The following is a 13,087-nucleotide window of genomic DNA, read 5'->3' as shown; positions in this document are numbered from 1 at the left end:
CAAATGGCGGAGTGGACGGGACTCGAACCCGCGACCCCCGGCGTGACAGGCCGGTATTCTAACCAACTGAACTACCACTCCGGCATACTTAATTTGTAATTGGCGGAGTGGACGGGACTCGAACCCGCGACCCCCGGCGTGACAGGCCGGTATTCTAACCAACTGAACTACCACTCCAGCGCATACTTACAAATTGTCGAAAATTGGCGGAGTGGACGGGACTCGAACCCGCGACCCCCGGCGTGACAGGCCGGTATTCTAACCAACTGAACTACCACTCCAGCGCATACTTACAAATTGTCGAAAATTGGCGGAGTGGACGGGACTCGAACCCGCGACCCCCGGCGTGACAGGCCGGTATTCTAACCAACTGAACTACCACTCCACATTTTCGTTGCTGACTGAGTCTCCCCTGACAGCGGCGTGAATAATACGAATCACCCTCTAGTTCGTCAAGGGGTTTTTTGTATTTTTACAGGTTTTTTAGTCATCTGACATCGAAAGGTTTAAAATTTCACCTGATTTATCATTTTTTGAGCCGTTTTTGCCAACTTCATTTTCATTCGTTGCTTGCTCATCATTTTCGGTTTGATTTTTTTTCTTTAAAAACGGTAAAGAAATTTTAAATTTCAGCGGTTTCTTCTGAACAAAAATTCTAATTGCCAGCCAACCTAATAAAAGTACGGTTAAATTTCCAACAACAATTAAGGTCACCATCAGCATGGTGGACGCTTTTTGTTCTTCTTCAAGAATTCGTTGTTGCTCAGCTTGCGCTTCTAAATCAATTTCAGGGCGAACAATTTCTGGTACAGCTTCAATTGGTCGCTCAATTTCAAATTTATACGTCGGTAACGTCGCCATAAATTCACGGTCATTTATGTTGCTACCAAATACAGAGAGCTCAACACTGTATCGTCCCCAATCATAATTTTTAATGGCCAGTTCCCGTGTCTGCGATTTATCAGCATCTAAAGAGAACATTTGCTCTTCATTATTAGGGTAATAAATTTTCCCTTGAATGAGCACAGTTTCTGGTTTAACAATTTCAGGATTTAGCGAGATAGTTAAAATGTGGTCATCTTCATCTTGCTCAGCAAGGGCTATTTCATAATCAAAAGGCGGCTCATGCACGACTATCGGTTTTTGCACCACGGTACGCTTTAGTATAGGTGTTTCTATATATAGCTCTGGCTGCCACTCACCTGCCGGAAAGACCAGTTTAAACTCACCGGTAAACACACCATCAAGCGGACGCTCATCAAAGCCACGGCCATCATCTCTAAATTCGGTAACACTTTGCGTGCCCGCACCAAAGTTTGCGTAATCACTATTATTAGTGCTGACAAAATCAACGTGCAAACTTATCACATCTCGAAACTGGCCAACTTCTATTGGTTCACCATCATTTAATACGCGGCCCGTTAGTTTTACTGTTTCGCCACGAAACAGCATGGGCGGGAGTGGATCAACATTAAGCTCTATTTCACCCAGTACCATAATACGGCTATCAGGCAAGATACTGCCGACCACTTGCCAAGGGCCTGGCATTGGGTTGCTTATCGTTACCAAGTCATAGCTCAATTCATCATACCAGTCGAGGTCATCATTTTTAACTGAGTCAGTTGCATAATACTTAGTGCCGTCAGGGCGAACTAACACAACGGCAGGGGCACCGCGTTTACGAAAGAAGAGTAAGGTTACTTTATCGATTTTGTGATCGATACGAAAACGGTTCTCTAGCAGGGGAATTTCATTTTGCACCCCATCTCGTTCTAATGGGGTTATTTTATTTTGCTCATTGGCAAATCCCGTGAAGGGAATTAAACACACTAATCCTGCTAGTAGTTGTTTTCTCATTTTATTACCTTATTCTGCACGCCATAGGCATTGGCCACCCTTTGCAACCAAGTCTAAACGCTCTTCGTGAGCGGCGTGCTCTTGTTCTGTTGCTCTTAATACCACAAGCGGTGCTCTATCAGCACTTAGTCGGCGAATACCACCAGCTTGTTGAGTTGAGCCTTCATCTTTATTTTGATTAAGATTCAGCTTTACTTGCCCTCCCGTCATCGACAGGTAAACATCGGCTAAGATCTCAGAATCCAGTAAAGCGCCGTGTAAAGTACGCTTTGAGTTATCAATATCGTAACGACGGCAAAGTGCATCAAGGTTATTCTTTTGACCTGGGTGCAAGTCACGCGCCATCTTTAACGTATCAAGTACACTACATACATCGGCAGTATTCGGAAAACCTTGATTTAACAATGCAAATTCATTGTCCATGTGGCCGATATCGAACGCTGCGTTATGAATAACAAGCTCTGCACCACGAATATACTCTAAAAACTCATGGGCAATTTGGTGGTACAGGGGTTTATCACGCAAAAATTCATTGGTGATACCGTGAACGTCTATTGCTTCTTCTTCTATTTCACGTTGTGGATTGATATACACATGAAAGTTGTTGCCAGTAAGACGGCGATTTACAAGTTCAACACAACCGATTTCAATAATGCGGTGGCCTTGCTTTGGGTCAATACCCGTGGTTTCTGTATCTAAAACTATTTGTCTATGTGCCATATCGTCTTAAGCCTGACTCTGGTATCTTTCTATATTCACTTTATTGTACACAATATCAAGGTAAAACAGTGCAGAAAACCGTAGAGATTTACACCGATGGATCATGTTTAGGAAATCCAGGGCCTGGAGGGTATGGCATCGTGATGCGATACAACGGTCACGAAAAGCAATTAAGCCAAGGCTATACCCTAACAACAAATAATCGGATGGAAATGCTCGCTGCTATCGTTGCACTTGAAACCCTCACCCGCTCTTGTCACGTCCTTCTGACAACCGATAGCCAATATGTGAAACAAGGTATTGAGTCATGGGTCGAAAATTGGAAAAAGCGCGGCTGGAAAACCGCGGCTAAAAAACCAGTTAAGAATGTCGATTTATGGAAACGACTCGATGCGGCCTGCCAACAACACAGCGTAGAGTGGCGTTGGGTAAAAGGCCATAGCGGCAATAAATACAATGAGATTGTTGACGATCTTGCCCGCGAAGCAGCTGGCAGCGATCAATTACTTGAAGACACAGGTTACGACGGTAATTAAAGCCCCTTGAAATAAACTTGGCGCAGGTCGTTTTATATTTTTGTTATATGTTATAAGATTTGGCTATAACAAAATATAAAGGATTCATTATGGCTCTGCGCATTCACTCTTTTTTTCATCAACAAAGCGCCACTCTCTGTTACTTAGTCAGTTGCGAAAGCACTAAGCAGTGCTTGCTGATTGATGCGCCAGCTGATTTTGATATGCCAAGTGGTGAGTTAAGTTTTATCACAGCCAATGAGATCATCAGCTATATAAAGACCGAGCAGCTGACATTGCAATGGCTACTTGAAACTCATGCCCATGCTGACCATATCACCGCAGCAAGTTACATAAAGCAGCAATTACACGACACACACCCTTGTAAACTCGGCACGGGTAAAGGGATCACCCAAGTGCAACAGCACTTTAGCCAACTTTATAATCTTGATATACCATGTAATGGTGAACCTTTTGATGCGTTATTTGCTGATAAAGCACTATTTCAGTTAGGTGATTACACAGTAGATGTGATTGCCACACCGGGCCATACCCCTGACAGCGTGTGTTTTCACATTGATGGCAATGTATTTGTTGGTGACACCTTCTTTATGCCAGACAGTGGCACTGCCCGCTGTGATTTCCCCGGTGGCAGTGCCGGTGAGTTATATGACTCACTACAGCGAATTTTAGCGTTTCCTGACGATACGGTACTTTGGATGTGTCATGACTATCAACCAGATGGCCGCCCTCTTGCGAACAAAACCACGGTTCAAGAGCAGCGTGAGCAAAACATTCATTTAAAAGGCGATAAACAAAGCTTTATTACGACTCGGGAAGGCCGCGATGCAACCTTAGCGGTACCAAAACTGTTGCACCCTTCTATTCAATTAAATATTAGTGCAGGCCAGTACCCAAGCAAAACGGATACTCAACAACACTATTTAGCTATCCCGCTCACAGTGCTGCTTTGATGTTTGCCTGAGCCCTGCTCCTTTTACCGGCGCAAATTGCGGCCTTGCATGCCATTTAGGTTTAATTGGTGTCAGCGGGGCCACACGTTTTCGAGCCACCAGCATATACACACTGCCCATTGGCTTTAAATATTGCTGGCCAAAGCTGCGCCACGCAGCAAAACGCGACAAACGGTTGCCTCTTGCAAGCGATGAATGGATAAATCGCTCATCCGAAATAATCTCAAAGCCTAATAGATTCAACCAGTCTTTTACTCGTGATGGCGTAAAAAAGCGCCCTGTCCACGGTAACTTTTGGCGACTAAAAGGTAAAAGCTGCGCCAAGCCACACAAGCTAAACGGGTTAAAGCCCGTGATCACCAGATAGCCACCGGGAATTAAAGTCCGATGTGCTTCACGTAAGATGTGGTGTGGATCAGAATGATATTCTAAGCAATGCGATAATATGCAAGCATCAACACTGTGCTCATAAAAAGGCAGCTCATCGACATCCGCAACAACACCGGTAAATAACCCCTGCTCTGCGACACAAACTTGATGCTTAATAGGACTTTCACTGGTGGCCAGCTCGCCACTTAAATTACCAAGTTTGAGCATGTGATAGCCAAACATGCGTGGCAGCCATGGCGTTAGCTTACGTTCAATTTCAGCACGTAAATAGTCACCATGAGGGAACTGCTGCCAAGTGTATGGCTTAGGACCTTCTTGAAAACTAAGGGCTGGTTTCATTTTCTGAGCTCGTTATACTGTGTGTTAACTGTCACTTTATAGAGCAATTAAACATGGTGCAAGTTAAAGCAATTAAAGCCTTTTCTGATAATTACATCTGGTGCATCAGCAATGAAGCTGAGCAAACAGCCTGGGTCGTCGACCCCGGTCAAGCAGAGCCTGTTTTAAACTATCTGAGCGAGCATAACTTAACACTTAGCGGTATTTTGATTACTCATCACCATTATGATCATACCGATGGTGTGGCTGCACTGGTTAAGGAATTTCGTGATATTCCGGTTTATGGGCCAAGACATAGCCCTTTTAAAGGTATTACTCATGGCGTATCAGAAGCGGATAAACTCACTGTGTATGATTACACCTTTACCGTGCTTGCGACACCTGGTCATACCCTAGACCATGTTTGTTACATTAATGATGAATTAAGTTTTACTGGCGACACCTTATTTAGTGCTGGCTGCGGACGATTATTTGAAGGCAGCGCAGAACAAATGTGGCACTCGTTATGTAAGCTAAGAGCCCTGCCAGATGAGTGTAAAATCTACTGCACCCATGAATACACGCAAGCCAACTTAGCCTTCGCAAAAGCCGTTGAACCAAACAATGAGTACTTACTCAGCTACAGTGATGAAGTTGATACTCTGCGCGCCAAAGACGAAATAAGCTTGCCAACCCAGTTAGGCGTGGAAAAACAAATAAATCCATTTTTACGTAGCAATATAGCAACAATCACTAATGAGCTGCCTGATGAGCTAAAAATTAATTTGGATCTGAATGAACCTTGGCAACGCTTTGCAGGTCTCAGAGCCTGGAAAGATAAGTTTTAAAAAAACGTAAACACCGGTAGTTACAATTTTGTATATTTAGATCAGAATCTTGCAATAATAAGCTGACATAAACTGGTCATAAAGTGGCAATATGTTCTCAGAGCAGGTAATATTCGCCGAGTTTTTTTACCTGATGTATGGGTATATATGTATAAGTCTCCTTTAGTTTTATCACTTGCGCTGATTTTAAGTGGCTGTCAATTAACAGCTTCTGATTCAGCAAGTACAGATGTTGCAAGCAATAATGTTGAGCAACAATTAGACGGCGCAAGTCCGAGCGATATCAATGATGCATTGATGATTAACGCTCAATATCAACAATTAACTGATATTGATGAGCCGCCTCCTGTATTTGATGATGTATGGGAGCGTATTCGATATCAGCTTTCGATTGATGTGCCACAAAACCGCCCAGTTGTTGCTGAGCGTAACTATTATGCACGTCATCAGGCCTATTTAGATCGCATCTCTAAACGCGCTGAGCCTTACCTATACTTTATTGTAGAAGAAGTCGAAAAGCGTCAAATGCCAATCGAAATTGCGCTTTTACCTATTGTAGAAAGTGCGTTTGATCCATTTGGTTATTCACACCGCAGTGCTTCTGGCATCTGGCAATTTATGCCACAGACTGGTGAGCGTTTCGATTTAAAACAAAACTGGTGGTATGACGGTCGCCGTGACATTGTACAATCGACCCGTGCAGCGCTAGATTACTTATCATATCTACATAAAACCTTAGAAGGCGATTGGCTAAATGCCATTGCAGCCTATAACTCAGGTGAAGGTCGTTTACTGCGTGCCATTAAAAAGAACCGTAAAAAGCATTTACCAACGGATTTTTGGTCACTTGATTTACCAAGAGAGACCACTGCCTACGTACCTAAGCTATTAGCGCTGTCTGATCTAGTAAAACGCAGTGACGAATTTGGTGTTAAGTGGCAGCCAATAATTAATGCTCAAGTCGTTGAAGCAGTTAATGTAGGGAGCCAAATTGACTTAGCACTTGCCGCTGACATGGCAGGCATTAGCTTAACAGAGCTTTATCGTTTGAATCCTGGTTTTAATCGCTGGGCGACGGATCCAAATGGCCCACACTTTTTATTATTACCGTCTGATAAAGTTGAAGCGTTTACTGACAAGCTAGCTAAAACAGAACAAAAAGATCGCCTACGCTGGCAGCAATATGTTGTTGCACGAGGTGACAGTTTATCTGTGATTGCGAAGAAGTTTTCAACAAGCACAAACGCGATTAAAACACTGAATAAGCTTTCATCGAATACTATTCGTGTTGGTCAGCAATTACTTGTGCCACTAAGCGATGGTGAGATTAATAGCCAGCATTTACCAAAGTCAGTGCGTATGGCAGCTAATAAAGCAACACGTAAAAAACTTAGCCATAAAGTGGCCAGTGGCGATACACTGTGGGATATCAGCCGTGAGTACGATGTCACCATAGCTGAACTTGCAACATGGAATAAGCTGAAAAAAGACGCGGTACTGCGTGTTGGTCAAAAGCTAACTGTGTATAAGCAAGAAAAATCACAACTTGCTGCTACACAAATCAAAGAGCGCACCATTACCTATAAAGTTCGTCGTGGTGACTCGTTAGCGCGCATTGCTGCTAAGTTTAATGTGTCTGTAGAAGATATTATTAAATGGAACTCATTAGCTGGGCAAAAATACATTCAACCTGGGCAAAAGCTTAAATTAAAGGTTGATGTTCGAAGCGCTTAATTGCTTAATTTAATATCAAAAAAAAGAGCGCCTAATGGCGCTCTTTGTCTCTCTCATTTAGTATTTATGCTTCAAAGTCCATAAGTGTAATAACTCATTGGCAATGGTCGCTGCAGCAATCGCTGTTAGTTCACTTTGGTCATAGGATGGAGATACTTCAACCACATCCATACCGACCATATTAATGCCTTTCAATGCACGAAGTACTTTGAGTACTTTATCGCTGGTTAAGCCACCACATACTGGAGTGCCTGTCCCTGGAGCGAATGCTGGGTCAAGGCAGTCAATATCAAAGGTTAGATACACAGGTAAGTCACCCACACGTGCTTTAATTTGCTCAGCGATATCTTGTGCAGGCAAATCATTAGCTGCCATTGCATCAATCACTGCAAACTCATGTTTGCTTTGATCAAAATCAGTACGAATACCGATTTGAATACTGTGATCAACATCAATAAGCCCTTCCATCGGCGCATGATAAAACATGGTACCGTGATCATAGCGAGAGCCATTGCTGTAAGTATCTGTATGGGCATCAAAATGCACTAATGCCATCTTACCATGTTGCTTAGCATGGGCACGCAGTAGCGGCAAAGTCACAAAGTGGTCGCCACCTAAACCTAATAATGTTTTACCTTGACGAAGAATTTGCTCAGCGGCTAATTCTAACTGCGCGGTAAAATATTCTGGGTCGCCTACTGGGTAAGTAAAATCACCCGCATCAGCTAATTTTAAACGCTCAAACAACGGAAACGTCCATGGGTACTTGGTTTCTTCCCATGCCAGGTGCACTGAAGCTCGACGAATTGCGTCAGGCCCTAAACGTGCACCAGGGCGACCTGAGGTCGCCAAATCAAAGGGTAAACCTAGCACCACTACATCCGCATCGATTGCAGTGATGTTTTGCACCATCGGCTGACGTAAAAACGTCATGCCGTTTGAATATAATGAATGATCTGTGTGGTCAAACAATGTCGACATTGCTTATAACTCTTCTAAATAAGTGTAACCATTTAAGCCAGTTTGCAGCTCATCTAATACGCTTTGCTGCTCAGTTTCTGGCAATTTAGCTGCCACCAGCTGGGCGTAAGACTGCTGGAAGCTTTCTACATCTAAATGTACGTAACGCATCATGTCTGCAACGGTATCACCTTCGTTAACTTCAGTGATTTGCGCTTGACCTTGCTCATCCATTTTTATAATTGCACTGTGTGTGTCGCCAAATAAGTTATGCATATCACCTAAAATCTCCTGATAAGCACCCACTAAGAAAAAGCCCATTAAGTAAGGTTTTTCTTCGCTAAATGCTGGCACAGGTAATGTGCTTTCAATACCTTGACCGTCTACATAGTGCTCCATAGCACCGTCTGAATCGCAGGTAATATCAAGTAACACGGCGCGTTTTTGTGGTGCTTCTGTTAAACCACTTAATGGTAGAACAGGAAACACTTGGTCAATACCCCATGCATCCGGTAATGACTGGAACAATGAAAAGTTCACAAAAAACTTATCTGCTAAACGCGCATTTAATTCATCAATAATCGGGCGATGAAAACGGTTTTTGTTATCCATATGTTTGTTAAGTTCATAACATACACGTAAGTTAACTTGCTCCGCCCATGCTCGCTCTGTTAAATCTAACAAACCAAGTGCAAACTGATTATGTGCTTCGGCTAAATCGCCTTGGCTATCGTGATAGATTTCAATTAATGCACGATCGTCATTGTCATCACTTAACTGTTGCCATGATGTCCACATGTTTTTTAATAATAGTGGTGCATCAGCGGCTGGCGCTTGAATGTCTTCAGGTACATAGCTTTCGGTGCCGATAACATTCGAGATCAATACAGCATGGTGCGCTGTTAACGCACGACCTGATTCAGAAATAATGCGCGGCATTGGCTGCTCATATAACTTACAGGTATCACCGATGGTGTATACAATGTTATTAGCGTATTCACTTAGGCTGTAGTTCATTGAGTTATGAGACTGGCTGCGTGTACCGTCGTAATCTACCGCTAAACCGCCACCCACATCTAAACAGTCAATTTGTGCACCTAACTTGCGTAACTCACAGTAAAAACGCGCAGCTTCACTCACACCTAAACGAACATCGCGGATGTTTGCCATTTGCGAGCCAAGGTGAAAGTGTACAAGTTGGATCAGATCAAGTTGATCAGACGCTTTTAAGCGATTAACCACACTGAGTACTTGCGATGCCGACAAACCAAATTTTGATTTTTCGCCACCACTTGCTTGCCACTTGCCCTTACCTTGCGACGCTAAACGTACACGAATACCAATGCGTGGCTTTACGTTTAACTCTTTTGCTTGGCTAAGCACCATGTCTAGCTCAGACAGTTTTTCAAGAACAATGTAAACCTTGTGGCCTAGCTTTTCGCCAATCAGTGCTAAACGAATGTATTCTTGGTCTTTATAGCCATTACACACAATAACAGCACTGGTTTTTTCAGCCATCGCTAATACAGTTAATAGCTCAGGTTTACTGCCCGCTTCTAGACCCAATTGTTTCTTTTCAATATCAGCTTGGCTTGCAACAATTTCTTCAACAACTTCACGCTGTTGGTTTACTTTAATTGGGTAAACAAGCAAATAGTCTTTCGGATAACCATAATTTTCAATCGCCGTGTTAAATGCCTGACATAAGCTATGTACACGATGATGTAAAATTTGTGGAAAACGAACTAGCGCAGGCAAGCTTAAGCCTTTGTCTTGTAATTGCTGTGCGATATCGATTAGTGCAATGGTTTGCTCTGGGGCATGGGCCTTTGGCGCAACATACACATCACCTTGATCATTAATACCAAAGAAACCTTGGCTCCAATGACGAACATTGTAACTCGTGCGAGCTTGTTCTAGTGATGTTGTTTCTTTCATCTATCTTTCTCTTTTATTTTAGTAATGCCGAAATCGGCAAGGGTTGTTGCCGCGCATTAAAAGAAAAATAGTGACTCAAGTCCAACAAGAATTTTTACTCGTAACGAGTGATTTTTGATGTGAAAAGCTAATCAACATCCCTGAATGTTTTTAAACCCTATTTCAAGGGACAGTCACTGAAAATAGTATTTAATAGGATCACATTTAAAGGGACAGTCACTGTAGAAAATATATACGGGTAGATTACCTTTTCATATTGATTTTAATGGGCTGGTATTACTTTTGTGATTTCATCAGCGGCTGAAGAATTTGACCCTAACCGTCTCCACGCTTCATATTGCTTATTATCATGCCAAGTAATACCTATGTACTCTTGCCAGTTTTCGTAGTCTTTTGTACGATATTTTTCAACACCGCAACCTCCTGCGCCAAAAGAGGTGCGGCAAATTCTTACAGTAAGATAGGTGCCATCAAAATTCAGCTGCGATTGCTTATCAGCGCAAATACTTAAAGGACGAGTAGGAAATATAAGAATAACTTTTGTTTTTATAGTGCCATTATGGTTGAAGACACCTGAGAGACTGTAGCATGAGTTTAAATAGAGCTTAGTACTATTAATAATAAGGTCTGGTTGCCTACTCTGAGAAGTAATGGATACCTGTGAACTATCACCACAAGCAGCAATCAGAAAGAGCGTAACAAAGCCCAATAGTTGTAAGGTGAATTTATAAATAAAGATGACCTCACTAAAACATAGCTTACCACCTAAATTACTGATTTAGCCCAAGCTCCATAAACAAACTTTGTGGATTTTCGTTGTAATTACCAAACGGACCACAACGATTAAAACCTAAGTTCTCATATAAGCTAATTGATTCTGTTTGTTTAGGACCTGTTTCAAGACGAATAAGCGGTATTAGTTGCTCACCAGCTTGATGTAATAATATCTGCATAATTCGACGTGATAACCCTTTACCACGGTAGCTTGGTTTTACATATAAGCGGCGGATTTCACCATAAGGAGGGTTGCCTTCTTGCATAACGATTGCGCCACATGCAACGATACCATCTTCATTTTTTAAGCCTATAGCATAAACATTAGGCTCAGCTAGCTCTTCAACACTTAAAGATTGAGCGGTAGCAACAGGGTATAGTGAGTTTATGAGTCGGTCTATATCAGAAAACACGCTTACTACTTCAGGATCATGTGGATTTAAATCGACTAACTGCATAAAACTCCCATTTTTATATGTCTTTTTTGTTAACTATGTGAACAATAGTATCGGATATTTCCATTATCCTCTACTGTAGTTTTCAATAATGATTTTATAGGTACTGTTCGGACCGACATACTATCTCTAAGTTCAACAGTATGTAACCAAAAAAAAGCCAAGTTGATAAAAACTAAAGTCTAAACTACACCACACCATTCAAGGTTAATGATTTATACCTATAGATTTTTTACCAGAGGTCACTTCAGAGTTCGTAAAGCCTTTTTAAAGGGACAGTCATTTAAAACCAACAACCATTGTATTTTTAAAATCTGAAGGCAGTGATTTAAAAATATAAAGGTTGAGTCAAAAAAATTACTAAACTTATTCTGTAATTATGTTTAGCGAGTGTGCTTCAGAGAGAATAGAGCTTTGACTTTAGCCTTTTAGGGCTAATTATTTCAAACAATTAAATTTAAAGCGTGAAGATACTAGCGATTTGAAATTACGTTAAAATAAACCTAGAAACTTAACTCGCTAATAAAGTTCGGCTATTTGTAATGTTACTTCGTCGCTTGCGAGCTGTTTTAATACAATAACTTTCAATAGCACCCACTCGACCTGCAGCTCCATGAAATAAGTTTTCAAACTGAGTTGTTAGCGTTAACCAGTTTTCAGCTTCGAAACTCAGTCTTTCAAGAATAGGAGGTAAATGATGCTCTATATATCCAGGCTTATCCGCGCTGATGCAACGCCCAGTTTGCTCCACAAGTAGCAGGTATGACTTTAACTCAAAAGGTATTCCCTTTGATTTATACTTACTCATGCCACCAATAAAACGAGCTAGTAATTTAGGTTGCTTTGACTCCTTCGCGCTTTCGCATCGCTTTTTAAAACTGGTATAGTCCGATTGCTCCGGCGTGCTCGCAGCTTTAGCACGAACAGGGTTTAAATCAACATAGGCCATGCAGGCTAAAAGCGCTGATTCATCAAGGATAGCTTGGCTTTTAAAGCGCCCTTCCCAAAAATGCCCAGTACATTCATCTTCTTTATTTGCCCGTCTGGCAATATATTCATTTAGCATTCGCATGAACCAACTAATGCTCGAAAGGCGCGCTCTGTATTCTGCAACCTCTTTATTTAAGAAGACTTGTTGACCATCACTTAACGGCTCACCATGAAGGGCTTTTTGAACTAAAGGCGTCATTTTACTGAGCTTAAACCAGCGTAAAAGGATGGCTTTATCCGATAACCTATTTGCTTTTTTATCATCAACATAAAGCACAAGATGCGTATGATTGCTCATCACCGCATAAGCACACACATCAATGCAAAATACCTTTGCAAGAGCAAGCAGACGCTGTTCAACCCACCCTCTGCGGTGTTCATATGATTTACCTGTGAGTGTGTCTTCTCCACAAAGGTAGGCACGTCTAACACAGCGAGATACACAGTGATAATATTTGGTATTCGACAAACAGATTTGCCGCTTCCTTGCTAAAGCCATCGTCCACTCCTTGAACTGATAATCTGAAATGCATTAGCTGTGATTAAAGTGTAGACAAAGTTTTCTGTGCCGCAAGAGCAATAAATACAGTGACTGTCCATGTAAAGTTAAATTT

At 42.0% G+C, this 13,087-nt stretch carries 12 protein-coding genes and 4 tRNA genes; 4 read left to right on the top strand and 12 right to left on the bottom strand.

Going from position 1 to position 13,087, the window contains the following annotated elements; genetic code table 11:
• Positions 1-4: 4 nt before the first annotated feature.
• The 6 genes from NO991_RS04155 to dnaQ all read right to left on the bottom strand — a co-directional run bounded on the left by NO991_RS04155 (position 5) and on the right by dnaQ (position 2,577).
• Positions 5-81, bottom strand: a tRNA-Asp gene (locus NO991_RS04155).
• Between the two features lie 19 nt (positions 82-100).
• Positions 101-177: transfer RNA gene (locus NO991_RS04150), tRNA-Asp, on the bottom strand.
• Between the two features lie 27 nt (positions 178-204).
• Positions 205-281: transfer RNA gene (locus NO991_RS04145), tRNA-Asp, on the bottom strand.
• Between the two features lie 27 nt (positions 282-308).
• A tRNA-Asp gene (locus NO991_RS04140) sits at positions 309-385 on the bottom strand.
• A 98-nt stretch (positions 386-483) separates the two neighbouring features.
• On the bottom strand, positions 484-1,857 hold the full coding sequence (locus NO991_RS04135) for a TIGR03503 family protein (protein WP_300362021.1): 1,374 nt from the start codon (positions 1,855-1,857) through the stop codon (positions 484-486).
• Positions 1,858-1,866: 9 nt separating this feature from the next.
• Positions 1,867-2,577 (bottom strand): DNA polymerase III subunit epsilon, encoded by a 711-nt coding sequence (dnaQ, locus tag NO991_RS04130; protein WP_054551624.1) that lies wholly within the window; start codon positions 2,575-2,577, stop codon positions 1,867-1,869.
• Positions 2,578-2,645: 68 nt separating this feature from the next.
• Here dnaQ and rnhA point away from each other — a divergent pair, with 68 nt between their 5' ends.
• The gene (gene rnhA, locus NO991_RS04125) at positions 2,646-3,113 is read left to right on the top strand and encodes a ribonuclease HI (protein WP_300362018.1); all 468 of its coding nucleotides are present in this window, start codon (positions 2,646-2,648) and stop codon (positions 3,111-3,113) included.
• 89 nt (positions 3,114-3,202) lie between these two features.
• Positions 3,203-4,066 carry an MBL fold metallo-hydrolase gene (locus NO991_RS04120; protein ID WP_300543945.1) on the top strand — a complete coding sequence of 288 codons (864 nt, stop codon included), beginning with the start codon at positions 3,203-3,205 and terminating at the stop codon, positions 4,064-4,066.
• Here the strand turns inward: NO991_RS04120 and NO991_RS04115 are convergent.
• Positions 4,037-4,795: a class I SAM-dependent methyltransferase gene (locus NO991_RS04115; protein ID WP_371351709.1), complete on the bottom strand. Its 759-nt coding sequence runs from the start codon at positions 4,793-4,795 to the stop codon at positions 4,037-4,039. The two genes, NO991_RS04120 and NO991_RS04115, sit on opposite strands and share 30 nt — an antisense overlap.
• A 53-nt stretch (positions 4,796-4,848) precedes the next feature.
• Here NO991_RS04115 and gloB point away from each other — a divergent pair, with 53 nt between their 5' ends.
• Together gloB and NO991_RS04105 are read left to right on the top strand one after the other, a co-directional pair.
• Positions 4,849-5,622: a hydroxyacylglutathione hydrolase gene (gene gloB / locus NO991_RS04110; protein WP_300362009.1), complete on the top strand. Its 774-nt coding sequence runs from the start codon at positions 4,849-4,851 to the stop codon at positions 5,620-5,622.
• Positions 5,623-5,769: 147 nt separating this feature from the next.
• Entirely contained in the window at positions 5,770-7,356 is a 1,587-nt protein-coding gene (locus NO991_RS04105; RefSeq protein ID WP_054561800.1) for a LysM peptidoglycan-binding domain-containing protein, read from the top strand.
• Positions 7,357-7,413: 57 nt separating this feature from the next.
• Here NO991_RS04105 and speB read toward each other — a convergent pair whose 3' ends face one another.
• The 5 genes from speB to NO991_RS04080 form a co-directional block, all read right to left on the bottom strand.
• The gene (speB, locus tag NO991_RS04100) at positions 7,414-8,337 is read right to left on the bottom strand and encodes an agmatinase (RefSeq protein WP_054551630.1); all 924 of its coding nucleotides are present in this window, start codon (positions 8,335-8,337) and stop codon (positions 7,414-7,416) included.
• 3 nt (positions 8,338-8,340) lie between these two features.
• Positions 8,341-10,254 carry a biosynthetic arginine decarboxylase gene (gene speA / locus NO991_RS04095; RefSeq protein WP_135924153.1) on the bottom strand — a complete coding sequence of 638 codons (1,914 nt, stop codon included), beginning with the start codon at positions 10,252-10,254 and terminating at the stop codon, positions 8,341-8,343.
• 262 nt (positions 10,255-10,516) lie between these two features.
• On the bottom strand, positions 10,517-10,963 hold the full coding sequence (locus NO991_RS04090) for a hypothetical protein (RefSeq protein ID WP_194441628.1): 447 nt from the start codon (positions 10,961-10,963) through the stop codon (positions 10,517-10,519).
• Positions 10,964-11,024: 61 nt separating this feature from the next.
• Complete coding sequence (locus tag NO991_RS04085; RefSeq protein WP_054551633.1) at positions 11,025-11,486, bottom strand: GNAT family N-acetyltransferase; 462 nt, start codon at positions 11,484-11,486, stop codon at positions 11,025-11,027.
• Between the two features lie 508 nt (positions 11,487-11,994).
• Positions 11,995-12,972, bottom strand: coding sequence for a transposase (locus tag NO991_RS04080; RefSeq protein WP_300581155.1), 978 nt, complete (start codon positions 12,970-12,972; stop codon positions 11,995-11,997).
• Positions 12,973-13,087 lie beyond the last annotated feature (115 nt).

This window comes from Pseudoalteromonas sp. DY56-GL22 (genome assembly GCF_041414715.1).
Classification (GTDB): domain Bacteria; phylum Pseudomonadota; class Gammaproteobacteria; order Enterobacterales; family Alteromonadaceae; genus Pseudoalteromonas; species Pseudoalteromonas simplex.
This window is presented reverse-complemented; position numbering and strand designations above follow the sequence as displayed.